At 42.5% G+C, this 16,616-nt stretch carries 15 protein-coding genes; 5 read left to right on the top strand and 10 right to left on the bottom strand.

From position 1 onward, the window contains the following. Positions 1-64 precede the first annotated feature (64 nt). Positions 65-385, bottom strand: a complete 321-nt coding sequence (locus HUW51_RS18310; protein ID WP_185271077.1) for a LysM peptidoglycan-binding domain-containing protein — start codon at positions 383-385, stop codon at positions 65-67. 394 nt (positions 386-779) lie between these two features. Between HUW51_RS18310 and HUW51_RS18305 the strand changes: the two genes are divergently transcribed. The 4 genes from HUW51_RS18305 to HUW51_RS18290 all read left to right on the top strand — a co-directional run bounded on the left by HUW51_RS18305 (position 780) and on the right by HUW51_RS18290 (position 6,452). Then, positions 780-1,190, top strand: coding sequence for a lipocalin family protein (locus HUW51_RS18305; protein WP_185271076.1), 411 nt, complete (start codon positions 780-782; stop codon positions 1,188-1,190). 743 nt (positions 1,191-1,933) lie between these two features. Beyond that, positions 1,934-3,286 carry a DNA recombination protein RmuC gene (gene rmuC, locus HUW51_RS18300; RefSeq protein ID WP_185271075.1) on the top strand — a complete coding sequence of 451 codons (1,353 nt, stop codon included), beginning with the start codon at positions 1,934-1,936 and terminating at the stop codon, positions 3,284-3,286. Between the two features lie 454 nt (positions 3,287-3,740). Beyond that, the gene (locus HUW51_RS18295) at positions 3,741-4,607 is read left to right on the top strand and encodes a substrate-binding domain-containing protein (RefSeq protein WP_185271074.1); all 867 of its coding nucleotides are present in this window, start codon (positions 3,741-3,743) and stop codon (positions 4,605-4,607) included. A 57-nt stretch (positions 4,608-4,664) separates the two neighbouring features. After that, the gene (locus HUW51_RS18290) at positions 4,665-6,452 is read left to right on the top strand and encodes a M2 family metallopeptidase (protein ID WP_185271073.1); all 1,788 of its coding nucleotides are present in this window, start codon (positions 4,665-4,667) and stop codon (positions 6,450-6,452) included. 204 nt (positions 6,453-6,656) lie between these two features. Here the strand turns inward: HUW51_RS18290 and HUW51_RS18285 are convergent, their stop codons facing one another. The 3 genes from HUW51_RS18285 to recQ form a co-directional block, all read right to left on the bottom strand. Continuing rightward, positions 6,657-7,373: a pirin family protein gene (locus tag HUW51_RS18285; RefSeq protein ID WP_185271071.1), complete on the bottom strand. Its 717-nt coding sequence runs from the start codon at positions 7,371-7,373 to the stop codon at positions 6,657-6,659. Positions 7,374-7,543: 170 nt separating this feature from the next. Then, positions 7,544-8,320, bottom strand: a complete 777-nt coding sequence (locus HUW51_RS18280) for an XRE family transcriptional regulator (RefSeq protein ID WP_185271069.1) — start codon at positions 8,318-8,320, stop codon at positions 7,544-7,546. A 216-nt stretch (positions 8,321-8,536) separates the two neighbouring features. Then, positions 8,537-10,672 (bottom strand): DNA helicase RecQ, encoded by a 2,136-nt coding sequence (recQ, locus tag HUW51_RS18275; RefSeq protein ID WP_185271068.1) that lies wholly within the window; start codon positions 10,670-10,672, stop codon positions 8,537-8,539. A 189-nt stretch (positions 10,673-10,861) separates the two neighbouring features. On the opposite strand from recQ, the gene HUW51_RS18270 reads away from it, so the two are divergent. Next, positions 10,862-11,203 (top strand): four-helix bundle copper-binding protein, encoded by a 342-nt coding sequence (locus HUW51_RS18270; RefSeq protein WP_185271066.1) that lies wholly within the window; start codon positions 10,862-10,864, stop codon positions 11,201-11,203. A 52-nt stretch (positions 11,204-11,255) separates the two neighbouring features. Here the strand turns inward: HUW51_RS18270 and HUW51_RS18265 are convergent, their stop codons facing one another. The 6 genes from HUW51_RS18265 to HUW51_RS18240 form a co-directional block, all read right to left on the bottom strand. Beyond that, positions 11,256-11,591, bottom strand: coding sequence for a phage holin family protein (locus HUW51_RS18265; RefSeq protein WP_185271065.1), 336 nt, complete (start codon positions 11,589-11,591; stop codon positions 11,256-11,258). Positions 11,592-11,862: 271 nt separating this feature from the next. After that, positions 11,863-12,957, bottom strand: a complete 1,095-nt coding sequence (locus HUW51_RS18260; protein ID WP_185271063.1) for an agmatinase family protein — start codon at positions 12,955-12,957, stop codon at positions 11,863-11,865. A gap of 136 nt (positions 12,958-13,093) precedes the next feature. Next, positions 13,094-13,720 (bottom strand): chemotaxis protein CheC, encoded by a 627-nt coding sequence (locus HUW51_RS18255; protein WP_185271062.1) that lies wholly within the window; start codon positions 13,718-13,720, stop codon positions 13,094-13,096. A 51-nt stretch (positions 13,721-13,771) separates the two neighbouring features. Beyond that, positions 13,772-15,406, bottom strand: coding sequence for a chemotaxis protein CheA (locus HUW51_RS18250; protein WP_185271060.1), 1,635 nt, complete (start codon positions 15,404-15,406; stop codon positions 13,772-13,774). Between the two features lie 263 nt (positions 15,407-15,669). Next, positions 15,670-16,038 (bottom strand): response regulator, encoded by a 369-nt coding sequence (locus tag HUW51_RS18245; protein ID WP_185271059.1) that lies wholly within the window; start codon positions 16,036-16,038, stop codon positions 15,670-15,672. A gap of 62 nt (positions 16,039-16,100) precedes the next feature. After that, entirely contained in the window at positions 16,101-16,616 is a 516-nt protein-coding gene (locus HUW51_RS18240) for a chemotaxis protein CheW (protein WP_185271057.1), read from the bottom strand.

The following is a 16,616-nucleotide window of genomic DNA, read 5'->3' as shown; positions in this document are numbered from 1 at the left end:
CTACCGGGTTTATCTTTTCATTCAAAACTCGAACATCCAATATCTAACGTTCGAACCTCTAAATCTATCGCGGAATCACAAATTTTTGACCCGGATGAATTAAGTTCGGATCTTTGATTTGGTCTAGGTTAGCCTGGTGAATTTTGTGCCATTGCTGGGCATCGCCGTATAATTCTTTCGCAATTTTAGACAGCGAATCACCGCTTTTTACGGTATAATATTCTTTTTGCGGCGTGGCGGGTGCAGCAGTTGGTTGCGGTACGTCGCGGTTATTAGCTTGCGCCTGGTTACCGGTTGGTGGTACGTTAAAAGCATTTTTATTCGGGTCGGCTTTCGGCTGGGCCGGTCTTTCCTCCCCTTTTTTCAAGAAATCAAATAGTCCCATAGTTTTATTTTCTACTAAATAGTTTTTTCATATCAAGCTCTGTATCAATCCAGAGCCCCGATAATCCACATACGCCGGAATTCCGGATAATGTTCTATTTAGTAATGGCAAACACCTCATTGAGAACCAATGCTAATCAACTTTTTAATAATCTAAATCAGAACTTTACGATTCATTATACCTGTCAGCATTCAATTTTTTAAATTTTTTAAATTTCTGGGGAAACGTCAGGTTAAAACTTTAATTAAAGGTTTGTGAATAAGGGAAGCCTGTTATTATTCTGAGTAAAAAAACATAAACGGTTAATTCCATTTAACTAAATCCCATATCCGCCGTAATATTCAAAAAGTTAAGTATTAAAACTTAACCTAAAAGTCACTATAATCCTAAAACTATGAAAATCTATAATCTTAGAAATTACCTGATGTTGCTGAGCTTTACCCTTTTACTTTTTGCGGGAGCATGCAAGAAAAAAGACAGTGTGGGCAATGCAGGCATGTTAACCGGCGCCGACAGCAAAGTTTGGAAAACCGAAAAAGAAACCACCGCCTCCGGGGAAAAAGATAAATTAACCAAAGACGAAAAAGAACAAGAAATTCAGTTCTTTGCCAACGGCTCGTTTAGCATGCGCTCGAAAACGCAAAATGCATCGGGTAAATGGACCTACGATGCCATGGCGCGGAATTTATCGCTGCAATTTGTAGGATCTGATTTAACCGAAAATTTCCAAGTTTTAAATCTTACCAATGATGAGTTGAAGTTGCAAGCTGCCGATGGTTCGCAAATGATACTGGAAGCGGATTAAAAATTTAAAATTTTTTAAAATTTTCATCGTCAGGCTGTTCATATGAGCAGCCTTTTTTATTTATAAGCCTTTTTTACATTCGGTTCTTCGTTAGAGCCTTTACAAGTCTCCATGCTCCGGTGCTATCTAACTTGCTAACTTCAAGTTTTGCCTCATGGCCGGCGGGCCTCGTTTAGCCAGTTCGGGCGGTCTAAGCTTCCTTTCCTCGCTCCGCTGCGGAATTTTGCTGCGCAAAACCAGAACCTTAGAAGGCCCTCACTAGCTAAACTGGTGTCAGTTGCTAATGGCTTCCGCTATCCTTATAGCAACTTCTAGAATGATAAGTAATCTTAAAATTACCTTATACTTATATAGGTTTAGCGAAGGTTTGGTCAATCACAATCACAAAAACAGTTTAAACAAGTAAATACAGTAGCTAAGAGCAGATGACATCAGTTTGGCTGTGGAGCACCTGCCAGGGTTCCGGTGCCGCAGGCATTCCGCAGCGGAGCGAGGAAAGGAAGGCTGGCGAGTGCGGAAGAGCCAAACGGGGCCCGCCGGCCATGAGGCAAACTCAGCCACTTCAAATAAGATGGAACCTGAGCCTGGAGGCTTGCAAAGACTCCAAAGAATTTCTTTTGTAATACTTTCCGCTAAAGAAGGAGAATAGAATATGAAAAGTAAACAAAAAGCTTAACCGCCGCAAAAGGCACTTCCTACCCCCACAATTTGTTACAAAACCCAAATAATAGTAAATTCAAGGGATGGAAATAATATTGGTGATAACGGGTTTTCTGGTAGGATTAATTGGTGCTTATCTGGCTTTAAAAGCAAAACAGAATGGTACCCAACAACAAGTAAACCAGGCAATAGTAGCGCAGCAGGTTTGGCAAACCCAGGTGCAGGAAAAAAATGCCGAAATAAACCAACTCAAAGAACAACTGCGTACCGAAAACAACACCATTTTGGGTTTGCAGTCGGAATTAACCAAAACCGAAACCGATCTGTACCACCTCAAGCAAAAACTGGAAGATCAGAAAATAGAAATGGAAACCTTGCGTAATACGTTTCTGCAGCAATTTTCCAGCGTGAGCAACCAGGTTTTACTAAACAATGCCGAACATTTTAAAAAAGCTTCGGCCGAAAACCTGGAAACCATTCTGACTCCTTTAAAAGAGCGCATCAAGGAATTTGAAACCAAAGTAGATACCACCTACGAGAAAAGCCTGAAAGAAAATACTGCCTTAAAAGAACAAATTACCATGCTGGCTCAACTAAATCAGCAGATGAGCCAGGATGCAATTAACCTGACCCGGGCTTTAAAAGGCGAACGCAAAACCCAGGGTAACTGGGGCGAATACCTGCTGGAAGTGTTGCTGGAAAAATCGGGTTTAAAGAAAGACGAACATTACCGGCGTGAAGTGGTATTGCGCAACGACGACAATAAAGTGTACCGCCCCGATGTAATTATTAATCTACCCGGCGAAAAACATTTGATTATTGATTCCAAAGTATCGCTTAACGCCTATGATGCGTACTGCAACTGCGACGATGAAGCCATGCAACTCGCGCATTTAAATAGCCACATTCAATCCATTCGGACGCATTTTCTGGAACTCAGCAAAAAAGAATACCACCAGCTCATTGGAGTAAATTCTCCGGATTTTGTGCTCATGTTTATTCCCATTGAACCGGCATTTAACTTGGCCATGCAACACGACCGCGAATTGTTTATTGATGCGCTCAATTACAACGTGGTTTTTGTAACTACTTCTACCCTATTGGCCACGCTGCGCACCGTAGAAGGCGTCTGGAAGCAGGAAAATCAAAAAAATAATGTATTGAGAATAGCCAAAGAAAGCGGTTTATTGTACGACAAGTTCGCCAACTTTGTGGAAGACTTAAAAGCCATTGGCAAAAGCATTGAAAGCAGCCAGACCAGTTACACCGCCGCCATGAACAAACTCACTGAAGGCAAAGGCAACTTAATCCGGAAAGTGCAGCAATTAAAAGTATTAGGCGCGCGCACCACCAAAACCATCGATACCAATTTTCTCCGGGAATCAGACCTGGAACCAGAAACAACCCCATCCCAACCAGAATTGTTGGAAGAGTAATTGGAGATTAGATGTTGGATGTTGGATTTGGACAACTTTTTAAACAAATGAATACACCCTTCAAGTATCTGACCAGAAAAAGCGAACATACATTACAATTGAGTAAAATAAACAGCTACAATATTTATCCTTTTTCCCATTAGATATGCAACAAGTAGCTTTAGCCAGGTGCAAAAAGTGACGCTAAACTGTTCGAGCGGTCAGCGAGTTTTTAGCGTCTTGATTTTTTTGGTTCTTTTTGTATCAAGACAAAAAGAACAAAGACCTCAGCTATGAAACAACTCCACTATACAATAAAGCTACTGCAGCAGCTATGCGAACGAGAATTTTTTAAATAACACGTTTACCCATAGTTTTAATATCTCATTAAAAAATCTTTCCGATTTAAAAGAAATAAACCGAACCAGCTTGGAACAGTATACAAGCTGGCAACCTATTAAAAATTTAAAAAACTATGCAAGAAACCACTCAGCTACGCATTGGCGGCGTACCCGAACATTTTAACATTCCCTGGCACCAGTCCATAGAGCAAGGCTTGTTCCAGGCCGAAAACATTAATTTAACCTGGACCGATTACCCAGGGGGAACCGGTGCCATGGCGAAAGATTTACGCAATGGGACTTTAGACATAGCCGTTTTACTTACTGAAGGCATTGTGGCCGATATTGCCAATGGCAATCCCAGTAAAATTGTACAGGTGTACGTAGAATCGCCGCTGATCTGGGGCATTCACGTGCCGGCAAATTCTAGTTTTCAGTCGCCTGATGATTTACAAGGAAAACGCTACGCGGTAAGCCGGATGGGTTCCGGTTCGCACTTAATGGCTTTTGTAGATGCGACCCAACGCGGGTGGAACCCACAGGCGCAGGAATTGGTATTGGTGGGCAATCTGGATGGCGCTAGAGCCGCTTTTAAAAACCAGGAAGCCGATGCTTTTATGTGGGAAAAATTCATGACCAAACCCCTCGTGGATTCCGGCGAATTCCGGCGGGTAGGCGAAACGCTCACGCCTTGGCCTTGTTTTGTTATTGCGGTTCGGGAAGAAGTGCTGCAAAATAATTTACCTGCTGTGCAAAAAGTACTCACTGTTATTAATCGCACTTGTCAAAAATTTATGACTAACCCGCAATCTGTAGATTTGGTTGTGGAGAAATTTCATTTGCAACCGGAAGATGCGGTAGCCTGGTTTAAAAGTACCCGCTGGTCTACGGGTGAACCTATTTCAGAGGAAATGCTACAGACCGTTATATCTACTTTGCAGGACCTAAAAGTTATTACCACTAACGTTGAGCCCGCGGATGTATACCAAACGGTATCTTAGTTAGTATTGTTTTTAATTAAAAGGGCTCCTTCGATTTTACCTAAAATTTAAAAATTCATGAAAAAACTTCTGCTTTCCGGCTGTGCATTGGCGTTGCTATGGTCCTGTGAAACAAAGAAAGATTACAAACAGCAAGCCGACACGTTCCTGCAAGCATATTCGGCGCAGTATAAAAAATTGTACACCGCTTCCAGCGAAGCCGAATGGGCATCCAACACCCGAATTGTAGCCGGGGTTTCTACTAACGCCATCGTTACCCGTAAAGCCAACGAAGCCTTCGCGGCTTTTACCGGCAGCAAAGAAAACATCCAAGAAATTCAAGCTTTATTAGAGCACAAAGACCAACTCACCGAATTACAAGTCAAGCAACTCGAAACTGCTTTACGAGCCGCTGCCAACAATCCGCAAACGGTAGCCGACGTAGTAAAAAGCCGCATTAAAGCTGAAACGGAACAATCCGAAAAACTATATGGCTTTGATTACAAAATAGACGGAAAATCGGTTACTACGAACCAGATTGAAGAAATATTACGTACCGAAACGGATCCGGCGAAACGTTTAGCTGCCTGGCAAGCGAGTAAAGAAGTGGGAACCGTGCTTAAATCGGGTTTAGTAAATCTGCGGAATTTGCGTAACAAAACCGTTCAGGCCCTCGGCTACGATGATTATTTTAGTTATCAAGCTGAGGACTACGGCATGAAGCGCGAAGACATGATGAATTTGATGCGCCAAATAAATCAGGAACTAAAACCTTTGTACCGCGAACTGCACACCTACGCCCGTTACGAACTAGCCAAAAAATACGGGGTGAAAGAAGTGCCCGACATGCTACCAGCACACTGGTTACCGAACCGTTGGGGACAAGATTGGAGCGCGATGGTAGAAGTAAAAGGCAGCAACCTGGATGCTGCATTAAAACCCAAAGGGGCCGAATGGCAGGTAAAACAAGCCGAACGTTTTTACCAGAGTTTAGGATTTCCGGCTTTACCCGCCAGTTTTTATACTAAATCCAGTTTGTACCCGGTTCCTGCGGGGGCTAATTATAAAAAGAACAATCACGCCTCGGCCTGGCACATGGACTTAGAAAAAGATGTACGTAGCTTGATGAGCGTAGAACCTAACGCGGAATGGTACGAAACTACCCACCACGAACTCGGCCATATTTACTATTACCTGACCTATACCAACCCCGATGTACCTATTCTGTTACGTGGTGGCGCTAACCGGGCTTACCACGAGGCCATGGGCAGTTTAATGGGCTTGGCGGCAATGCAGCAACCATTCCTGGCGAATTTGCAATTAGTAGATGCTAACGCCCAAACTGACCAGGTGCAAAGTTTATTAAAAGAAGCGTTGAACTACGTGGTTTTTATTCCGTTTGCCTCCGGGGTAATGAGCGAGTTTGAGCACGATATATACGCTAAAAACTTAGCTCCCACAGATTTTAATAAACGTTGGTGGGAACTAGCGCAACAATATCAAGGCATTGTACCACCTAACGAGCGCGGCAATAAATACGCCGATGCTACTACCAAAACGCACATCAACGATGATCCGGCACAATACTATGATTATGCTTTGTCGTTTGTCATCTTATTCCAACTACACGACCACATTGCCACCAAAATTTTAAAACAAGACCCGCATGCCACCAATTACTATGGCAATAAAGAGGTAGGTAAGTTTTTAGCCAGCATCATGTACCCCGGTGCCAGCGCCGATTGGCGGCAAATGTTAAAAGAAAAAACCGGCGAAGATCTGAGCGCCCGCGCCATGATTGCCTATTTTCAACCCTTAATGGACTATTTAAAAGAGCAGAACAAAGGCAGGAAGTATACTTTATAGACGCAAGATATTAGACGCTAGACTCTAGATTTAAGAAGGTGAATTTAAAAGTTAGGTGAGTTAAATCTAAATATCCAAAAATTTAAAATTTACTCAGAATCCATCAAAAAAGGCAGTACTGGGCTGCCTTTTTTACTTCGATCAAAATACGATAAACTGAATTTTTAATATTTAGGGTCCAGTATCTAGTATTTAGTGTCTAAACTAATAATTCGCCTCCACGGCTGGAACATCAACTAAAATAAAAGAACTATCTTGGCTGGCCCGGATGAGGATGGCGCTTTCTTCGTCAATGCGTAACTGGTCGTTAGTGGTAGCTTGCATGCCGTTGGCGAACAACTCTCCTTCCAGTAAATAGATCAGGGTGCCCCGGATTGGGAATGTTTTAAAATCTATTTCTTTGTCTTTCTTTAGGCGTCCGAAATAAACCGTAGAATTTGAATTCATAAATACGACATCTTCCAACACTTTCTGTCCGGTAACTAGAGGAATTAATTCGTTTTTAGCATCGGTAAAATCAATGTTTTTTTGTTCGTACGAGGGGTTTAAACCCGGTTTGTTCGTATTAAACCACAATTGTAACAAGTGCAAATCTTTATCGGAGTTGTTGGTTTCTTTGTGCGTAATGCCGATGCCGGCTGTCATGCGTTGCACATCACCAGCTTTAATAACCGTGTTGTTTCCCAAGCTGTCTTCGTGCGTAACTTCGCCGTCCAGCACAATGGTAATTATTTCCATTTCGGAATGCGGGTGCTGCGGAAAGCCGGAGTTTGGTGCCAGGTAGTCGTCGTTAAAAACCCGGAGCGGGCCGAAATGTGTATTGCCCGGATCGTAGTAATCGGCGAAGGAAAATAAATAATGCGATCGCAGCCAATCCGTCGACGAAAAATGGCGGTCTTCGGCGTTAATAAGTTTTACCATAGTTTTATCGTGTAGGTATCGTAATTTTTAAAAATCTGATTTTTCTAAAATACGCGATATCAGGTGATAAGTTAATGCCGGTACCTGGTAACCGTAAAAACTGCGCTATAAACATAAAAAAGCCCGGCTTACAATAAAGTAAACCGGGCTCATAAAATGGATTAATTAATTTACGCTTTCTTTAATTTAAGTACTTCTTGCTGCAAGTCCAGCACAATCGAAGTTAGTTTGTTTAAAGATAAATCGGCAATGGGGAAAGTAGTGCTAATGTAAGCGCGGGCTTCCCAAATTTCCAGAATATCTTCTACCTGAATCTGGTACGGCGAGTAAGAAGGATTATCGGAATGCAGGTAAAGTACAGCTTCGTTTTTCAGTTTATTAAATATCCGTTTAAAAACCACACCTTCTTTCTGGCTCACGATAATACAAGGAGTTCCGTCTTTAATGGTGGTCCAATCTTCGATAAACCGGCCAATAATAACGGCTCCCGAAGCAATCGGCAACATGGAATCCCCGGAAATTTCGAAAGCACGATGCGTACCCTGGTTACTCAACATGGGTAACCGGAAACGGGGCAATTCTTCAATAAACTCCGGATCGGCATAACCATTCAGGTAACCAGCACTCGCCCGCTGGGGCACCAATTCAATATTTTCCCGATCTTCCCGGTCTACGGTAATGGCCAACACCCGCAGGTTACCGTTATTAGGCCGCTGCACCGCCATGCTGCTGGATTCGGTACTGGAAGAAGGCAAATCTTTAGTAATTAAAACATCTAAAGAAATATTAAACAGCTTCGAAATATTTACTAAGGTGCTTAGCTTAGGCTCGGCGCGACCTTCTTCGTAAGCTCCGATTAAAGAACGCTTAATGTTCAGTTTTTCCGCTAACTGCGACTGAGTCAGACCAGTTTGCTTTCTCAGAAATTTTAAATTAGTATTTATCATGCCTTTGTATTCTTATTTCCTTTTACGGAAATTAATTCTTTTAGACAAAGTAAATTTACTAATTTTTTTATTATTTCTAAATCATTTAGCAAATTAATTCAGAAGCATTTAGAAAATTTTTTAAATTTTTCAAGTTGGAGCATTAAACCCGAACCAGGAAGACCGGAATTAGCTGATAAATAATAATTAGGTAAGTTCTGCTTGCTAAAAGTCAATCTACTTAACCGCTTTTAGCTTGCGTTTGTACACAGCTATAGCCATACGGATGGTGTTGTAGTCTACTGTTCCTTCAAAATGATCGAAGTATTCTTTTAGTTTTGCATCGGTGCCTAAGCGGGCAATTGTTGGCTCTAGTTTCTGGTAATCGGCCGCCGAAATATATTCTTTAATGTCGATGGCGTAACCTTGCTCGTACAACGTGGCCAGGTGGGAGTAAATGGTAACAATATTTAAATTGCGTTGCAAGGCAATTTGTTCAGCTTTGTAACCTTGCTTGTAAGCTTCCAGTGTAATTAAATGGGTAGCGCCTTTCACCTTATTGCCTTGCTCCTGCTGATCGGTAACAAAGGCAATAATTTCGTTGATAAACGCTTCGCCGTAGTTTTCCAGTTTTACCATACCAACGCCCGAAATCGACAACATAGCCGGTCGGCTGGTTGGTTTTTCCTGGGCCATTTCGCTCAAGGTAGTATCGTTGAAAATAACGTATGGCGGCACATTTTGCTCATCAGCAATTTTCTTACGCAGTACCCGCAAGCGCTCGAACAATTCGTCTTTTAAAACTTCTTTCTTGCTCTTTGCTCTAACGGGCGCCACTTCTTCGGCCTCCGCTTTAGGCTCAAATTTAACTAAGGCAAAGGGCTTATTCTGCAGCAACACTTCTTTACCTGCCTTGCTGATTTTAAGCGTATAAGCGTCATCGTAGGCTATTTCAAATAAGCCTTGGTTAATCATCTGGTGCAGGTAGTTTTGCCAGTCGATGTAGGAAGTATCCCGGCCTGCCCCGTAGGTTTTTATTTGATCGAAGTTTTTTTCCAACACCTGCTGGCTCCGGGAGCCGCGAAGTACATCAATTACCAAACCCAAAGGTGCTTTTTCGAGCATGCGGGCCACGGCGGAGAGTGCTTTCTGGGCGTGAATGGTGCCATCAAAAGATGCCGGCGGGTTGCGGCAGATATCACAGTTCTGGCAATTTTTATGTAGCGTTTCGCCGAAGTAATTTAATAAAATGCGCCGACGGCAACTGGTAGCCTCGGCGTATTGCTGCATGCGCTCCAGCTTTACTAATTGTAAGTCCTGTTGTTTTTTATCGCCCTCAGTCAGCATTTTACGCAAATTCAATACATCGGCGAAAGAATAAAATAACAACGCATTGGCCGGCGCCCCGTCGCGACCACCCCGGCCAATTTCCTGGTAATAACTCTCGATGTTTTTAGGCAGATTATAGTGTATTACCCAGCGCACATTTGATTTATCGATGCCCATCCCGAAGGCAATGGTCGCGCACATAATCTGGATGTTATCTTTCAGGAAAGCATTTTGCGTACTTGCCCGGGCCGTGGCCGACATGCCCGCGTGGTAATGGGCCGCTTTGTAGCCTTGCGCCCTTAACTTTTGGCTAAGCGACTCCGTGGTATTGCGGCTTAAACAATAGATAATACCTGGCTGCCCTTTGTGGCTATCCAGAAAATCCGTGATCCGGTTAAACCGATTACGCCCCGGCAACACGGTTAAATTAATATTAGGGCGGTCGAAAGACGAAATAAAAACAGCCGGATCCTGCAGGTGCAATTGCTCCTGAATATCTTTTTGAGTTAACCTGTCGGCGGTGGCGGTGAGGGCAATAACTGGTACGTGCGGGAATTGCTCTTTTAAGCTGCGCAGTTGGGTATATTCCGGCCGGAAATCGTGCCCCCAGGCCGAGATACAGTGCGCTTCATCCACGGCAAATAAATTAACCTGCAACCTTTTTAAAAAAGAGAAAAACCCCTGTGAAAGCAATTTCTCTGGCGATACGTACAGCAGTTTAATAGCTTTGCCTAAACAAGCGGTTTCGATGTTATATTGTACATCAGCGGTTTGGGTGCTGTTTAAATAAGCGGCATTAATGCCATTGGTGGATAAGGCTTTTACCTGGTCTTGCATTAAAGCAATTAAAGGCGAAATAACCACGCAAATACCCGGCATTACTATGGCTGGCACCTGGTAGCACACCGACTTACCCCCACCGGTTGGCATTAAAACTACCGTATCGCGTTTCGCCAAAACCGAAGAGATAATATCCTGCTGCATGGGCCGGAAATTATCGTAACCAAAGTATTTTTTTAAAACCTGCTGCGCTGCTGTTATCATCTTACCTGTTTAGCTCTCGTAACAACAAATTTACGGTTTTAGATGCAAGGCTTAAAAAAAGTTTTCGAGCCAATAATTACAACCACTGCTTATACCGGCTGCGAGTGAATAAGGTATTTTTTAAACATGCTGGTAAGAGCCTCGTACAAACAAACTTACCTGTGCTTTAAACTTAAAATTTAAAAAACTATGAAATCGGAAGTAACGAATAACCTTGAACACGTTTTAATTAAGTGTATTACTGCCTGCGAAACCTGCATGACTTTGTGCTTGCAAGAAGAGCACGTAAATATGATGGTAAAATGCATTCAACTGGACCGCGACTGCGCTGATATTTGCACCTTAACTGCGCGGTTTGTAGCCCGTAATTCGCCGCACGCGCCCCATATTATGCGGGAGTGTATCGAAATTTGCAAAGCTTGCGCCGAAGAGTGTGCCAAGCATGATGCTGATCATTGCCAGAAATGCGCCGAAGAGTGTCAGGAATGCGCCGATGCTTGCCAGAATTGGCTGCAAACCAAGGCCGCTTAAATGCAAAAGGCCCGGCAAAAAGCCGGGCCTTAATCGTAATTTTTTAAAAATTTTATTTTGTAATCATATCCACGATAGAGGTAAGAATAGATAATACAAAGCTAAAAATAAGCGCCCAAAAGAAACCGTTCACGCTAAAACCCGATAATAAATAATCGGCGATTAAAATAATAACAGCATTAATTACCAATAAAAACAAACCTAAAGTAACAATGGTAATGGGTAAAGATAACACTACCAAAATAGGTTTTACGATAGCGTTTAAAATACCAAGAACAATGGCCAGCAAGATGGCGGTACCTAAGCCGTCGATGGTAACCCCCGGCAAAATATAAGATGCTACTAAGGCTGCTACCCCCGTTAAAATTAGTTTAATAATAAATCCCATAGTTTTTTTGTTTTAGTGAACAGATCGTAATACGGGCTAAAACAAAAAAGAGATTTTGTGCTTCGTAAAGCGCAACCAGAAAAAGAAATTAGCACCAGATTTTACCTGCACCTGTTCTGTTTATCTAATTACTTTTTCTTTAGTTTTACCCCGTAAAATTTTAAAAATTTTAAATTTGGCTAAGTTAAGCCTAATGGTATTATACCGGATTATACGCTTTCTTAAACCAAATGGCTATACGGAATAAAACAGATTTGTGTACAGTAATACTTTACTCCGCAGAAGTTTGCGCTAATTTATTAGACACTGCCATCCAGTTACTTAATTGATACAGTAAGCGGGCGCCCACATTGCCGTTCCAATCAGAGTCGCCGGGAGCTACTTCGCATAAATCAAACCCAATAATTTCGCGGCCGGATTTTACCAAAGCTTTAATTAAGTAAACGGCTTCTTCAAACTCTAAACCGCCGGGCACCGGCGTACCCGTAGCCGGGCACAACTTAGGATCTAGCCCGTCGATATCAAAACTGATGTATACTTTGGCGGGAAGCTGGGCAATAATTTTCTTGCATTGCTTTTTCCAGGTTTTACCTTCGTACATCTCATTTTTTAAAAAAGAGTCGAAGAAAGTAGAAACTCGGCCGTTACTGTGCCGAATTAAAGCATTTTCGGATTCGGCACTATCGCGGATGCCCACCTGCACCAGTTTTTTAACTTGTGGTAATTTTAAAGCATTATACATAATAGAAGCGTGCGAGTACGTGAAGCCTTCGTATGCTTCCCGTAAGTCAGCGTGTGCATCTACTTGTAAAATACCAAACTCTGCGTGTTTTTCGGCTAAGGCGTGCATTAAACCCAAAGGCGAGCTGTGGTCGCCGCCTACTACGCCCACTAATTGACCCTTATCTAAATAAGCTGTTGCTTTTTGCTTTAGCCAGTTTAGTAATTGCTCTCCTTGCTCATTTACCTGGTTAAGTAAACTGGTAATATCGGTTTCGGTTAAATCCGATTCTGCTCCTTCCAGGTACTGGATATAAGCGGCGGTTTGTTCGCGCAGGCGGGTACTGGCTTCGTGCCAATTCGTATCTATCGGTTCCAGGGCCAAGCCAATTTGCCAGGCATCTGCTATTGCTGGGTCAAATAAATCCATTTGCGAAGAAGCCGATTTAATGGCCTCGGGGCCTAAAGCAGTACCGGCACTGTACGATACCGTTACTTCCCAAGGCACCGGAATGAGCACCACAGCGGCTTCGTCGGGGGTAAAAGGCAAACCGTATACGCCGGCGTTGCTGTTGCCAACGCCACTCGGGTCAAAATTTAAAATTTTATCTTTTCTGCTCGCGGCTCTATCTGCTGCCTGGTTCATAGTTAAATTCTGAGTAAGTTAAAGAATGAATAAATTTTAATTTTTTAAAAAATCGGCTAAAACTTCTGCTTTGCTAATTGTACCTACCCGCATAAGACAAGTAAGTGGCAGGGGTTAAAAGCAAAAGAGCGTTAAACTAACGCTCTTCGTAAAATTTATAGGAACGAATAATTTCTAAGATTTTATTAAAGGTTATGGTATCGAAAAAGAGGAACAAAGGTAACTCCACCATGCCCTCATGATCGGTAAAATGCGTGAGCACCGTAAAAATCATGGGTTGGAACTGCGGATTCACCTCCAGGATATGTTTTAATGATTGGTTGATGCCGTTGAGCGGATACAAAGGCGGCGAACCATAAATATCGGCTTTTAAAATATTGGCTAACTGGGTAACAAAAGCGCCGGTTATAATATTGCTGATTTCCAGCAACAAAGATTCCTGCATGGTGGTGAGCGGCTTTTTATATGCCTGGTGTAAATTCAGGCAAACCGCCGAAAGCATTTCTACGTGGTTGCCCGAAAACAGCATTAAGGTAGTGCCATTCAAATCGCCTTTAATGTCGGATTGAATAATTTCGTGGGTACCCTCGTAGCCGCCTATAATTTTAAAAAGGTCGCCAGCCCCAATCAGTTCCATGTCCGGCACTTTCATCAGCACCTTATCTTTGGCTATCGAAGCAAAAGAATCGGCCGCCCGGGCAAGCCCTATATTTAAAATTTCCTTAATAATATCCTTTTCTAATTCGGTTACCTGTAGTTCCATGAATAAATCTTTATTACGTGCCGGCAACTTGGAATATAACCCCATCCTCCGCTATTTCTTAGTAACAAAATAACGGGTAATGGCTGGTACATCCAGCACCAGGCAAACTTTACCTGTTCCCAGCAAAGTAACACCGCCGTAAATATCGATGTTATCTACTGGTTTATTTAATGGTTTAATAACAATATCTTGCTGGCGATACAGTTTATCTACAATTAAACCTAAGCGCCGGTTGTTGTAAATAACAATTATTGTGTTTTGCACCGAGCCATTTAGCCGGGATTTATTGCCCGGCAACATTTTACCCGTGTCGTTATTTAAAAAATCGCGCAGGTAAATAACCGGTATGGTTTCGTCTTTAATATTGGCTACCAGCATGTCGCCCACTTCGTGCAACTCGTCTATATCCAAGGCCACCACCGAATCGGTGTGCATTAACAATATGGCGTAGTAGCCGCCTTCCACCTCAAACAATAAAGCGCCTTTTACCGCAATAGAAGTAGGCAAGTGCAAAGTAAACGTGGTTCCCTTGTCTTTTTCGGAATGTACTTGAATGCGGCCGCCAATCGAATCAATGGCATTTTTAACTACGTCCAACCCTACGCCGCGCCCCGAGAACTCCGTAACTTCTTTGGCCATAGAAAATCCGGGCTCAAACAAATACGATAAAACTTCGGCTTCGCGTAAATCTTCTACGGCTTCGCGGTTTAAAAATTTACGCGCCACAATGGCTTTTTTTACTGCGGGTACATCAATGCCTTTGCCATCGTCGGTTAACCGGATTAAAACATTATCGCGGTCGCTTTGCGCCGACAAAATAAGCGTACCCTGCGGAGGTTTATTCTTTTTAAGCCGGACGGCCGTTTTTTCGATGCCGTGCGAGATGGCGTTCCGTACTAAATGCAGCAAGGAGTCGGTCATGATTTGCAGAATATTCCGGTCGATTTGAATATCCTGGCCCACAATTTCCAGTTGAATTTCTTTTTGTTCGGCTTGCGCAATATCCCGGACAATCCTCGGAAATTTGTTGAACAAGGAGCCCACATTTACCAATCGGGCATCCATTACGCTAAACTGGATTTCTTCGGTAATCCGGTACAAATGCGAACTCACCGCTTTTAACTCTTCGCTGTTTAAGTCTTTACTTAGCGAGATAATGCGGTCGCGGTCGATGATTAATTCTCCAACTAAATTTAACAGATGATCTAATTTTTTAATTTGAATATAAATCAGATCTGAAAGCGTAATGTTGCGGTCGTTAACCTTTACTACTTTGGCTACTTCGGTAGTGCTATGGGCTAATTCGGGGTTAATAATAACATCGAGGTTGCGAATGATGTTTTCATCCGGAATCTTATAATCTTGGTTATCGACGTTGGTAATTTGTTCGCCCAGCAAATCTATGCCATCAAACAACACAGCCGCCACTTCGTTGCTAAAAGCTAATTCGTGTTTGCGGATTAATTCAAAAGCAGTTTCGAGTTTATGCGATAAATCAGAAATTTGCAGGTAACCAATGGCCTTGGCATTCGCCTTCAGGTTATGTAATAAGCGAAAAACCTCAGCCAGAATTTGCTCATCTTCGGGGGTTTTCTCTAAAGTACTTAAATGCCGGTTTAGGGCATCAAAATACTCCAGGGCCTCTGCAATAAATATTTCTTTATATTCTTGTTCTCTCGATTTCATGCGTTGTTTAAAACAACCTGGCTTTCTGCAGAATAAGCATTCCTGTAAGAAAAAGCCTTGCTTTTATTCCGGTTTATCTCGGAATGTTTTACATAACCGCTTAGTAATTTTTTAAAATTTCAGTTACAAATAAGCTTTTTTGAACTGTAAGTTGCGGTTAACCAATAGTATTGCATCACTTATTATTAAAACTGTGCCGTGCTAAAGTTTAAAATTTTAAATATTTCGCCACTATTAAATTAGCGTTTTGGCGCAGGTATAAACTAAGCTTCTTTCAAGGCTTGCGCTACCGTATCTAAAACTTTTTCTTCGGAAAAAGGCTTCACGATGTAAGAAAAAGCGCCATTCTCGATGGCTTCGTTTACGATTACTTCCTGCCCTACAGCACTTACTATAATTACTTTCATATCCGGCTGGTCTTTCTTAATTCCTTTCAGTACATCCAAGCCGGTATTATCGGGTAAAATAACGTCTAAGGTTACTAAATCCGGATTGGTTTCCCGGGCTAGTTGTAAGGCGGTCTGGCCGTTGGGGGCCTCGCCTACTACTTCGTAGCCGGCATCCGATAACATGTTTTTAAGCATGGTGCGCATGTAAAAGGAGTCGTCTACTATTAATATTCTATTTTTCATGTTGGATATATTTTTTTCCTTGGCTCTGATTAGAGTTCAGGCTACAATATGCGTTATAATTTTTAAGCTTTTAATTGTTCTATTTCTTCAAACGTTAAAATCTTCTCGAAATCCAGCACAATAATCAGTCGGTTGCCCAACTTACCAATGCCTTCGATGTAGTTATCGTTAATATTTAAATCCTGAATAAAAGTAGGCGTTTTTTCGATGCGGCTCACCGGGATGGTTAACGATTGCGGCACTTCCCGCACCATTAAACCCATGGTATAATCTTTGGCCTCTAACACCAGAGTATAGGTATTCCGGACTTTAGTGGCATCATTATTTTCCGGAACAACAGGAGTTATCCGGAACCGCTCTTCCAGGTCCATTACAGCAATAATATCGCCCCGGATATTGGCAATGCCTTTTATAAAAGGTGGCGTTTTGGGCATCCGGGCAATTTCGGGCGTGATGGTTACTTCCTTCACTTGCTCAATCCGGATGCCGTATTCCTCGGCCCCTAATTTAAAAACAATTAAGTGCAAGCTGGTTTCCCGGTTAACTTCCCGCTTTTCGCTAATCTCGTCTGGTTGCAT

The sequence above is a fragment of the Adhaeribacter swui genome, from assembly GCF_014217805.1.
Taxonomy (GTDB): Bacteria; Bacteroidota; Bacteroidia; order Cytophagales; family Hymenobacteraceae; genus Adhaeribacter; species Adhaeribacter swui.
Note: the sequence above shows the minus strand (reverse complement) of the source record. Positions and strands in the feature narration are given on the sequence as shown.

Excerpts from the sequence above, each read along its gene's own strand:
- HUW51_RS18265 (WP_185271065.1), bottom strand. The coding sequence starts at position 11,591 with ATGGGATTTATTATTAAACTAATTTTAACGGGGGTAGCAGCCTTAGTA.
- HUW51_RS18280 (WP_185271069.1), bottom strand. The coding sequence starts at position 8,320 with ATGATAAATACTAATTTAAAATTTCTGAGAAAGCAAACTGGTCTGACT.
- HUW51_RS18255 (WP_185271062.1), bottom strand. The coding sequence starts at position 13,720 with ATGGAACTACAGGTAACCGAATTAGAAAAGGATATTATTAAGGAAATT.
- HUW51_RS18290 (WP_185271073.1), top strand. The coding sequence starts at position 4,665 with ATGAAAAAACTTCTGCTTTCCGGCTGTGCATTGGCGTTGCTATGGTCC.
- HUW51_RS18250 (WP_185271060.1), bottom strand. The coding sequence starts at position 15,406 with ATGAAATCGAGAGAACAAGAATATAAAGAAATATTTATTGCAGAGGCC.
- HUW51_RS18310 (WP_185271077.1), bottom strand. The coding sequence starts at position 385 with ATGGGACTATTTGATTTCTTGAAAAAAGGGGAGGAAAGACCGGCCCAG.
- HUW51_RS18270 (WP_185271066.1), top strand. The coding sequence starts at position 10,862 with ATGAAATCGGAAGTAACGAATAACCTTGAACACGTTTTAATTAAGTGT.
- HUW51_RS18285 (WP_185271071.1), bottom strand. The coding sequence starts at position 7,373 with ATGGTAAAACTTATTAACGCCGAAGACCGCCATTTTTCGTCGACGGAT.
- rmuC (WP_185271075.1), top strand. The coding sequence starts at position 1,934 with ATGGAAATAATATTGGTGATAACGGGTTTTCTGGTAGGATTAATTGGT.
- HUW51_RS18240 (WP_185271057.1), bottom strand. The coding sequence starts at position 16,616 with ATGCAACCAGACGAGATTAGCGAAAAGCGGGAAGTTAACCGGGAAACC.
- HUW51_RS18305 (WP_185271076.1), top strand. The coding sequence starts at position 780 with ATGAAAATCTATAATCTTAGAAATTACCTGATGTTGCTGAGCTTTACC.
- recQ (WP_185271068.1), bottom strand. The coding sequence starts at position 10,672 with ATGATAACAGCAGCGCAGCAGGTTTTAAAAAAATACTTTGGTTACGAT.
- HUW51_RS18260 (WP_185271063.1), bottom strand. The coding sequence starts at position 12,957 with ATGAACCAGGCAGCAGATAGAGCCGCGAGCAGAAAAGATAAAATTTTA.
- HUW51_RS18295 (WP_185271074.1), top strand. The coding sequence starts at position 3,741 with ATGCAAGAAACCACTCAGCTACGCATTGGCGGCGTACCCGAACATTTT.
- HUW51_RS18245 (WP_185271059.1), bottom strand. The coding sequence starts at position 16,038 with ATGAAAAATAGAATATTAATAGTAGACGACTCCTTTTACATGCGCACC.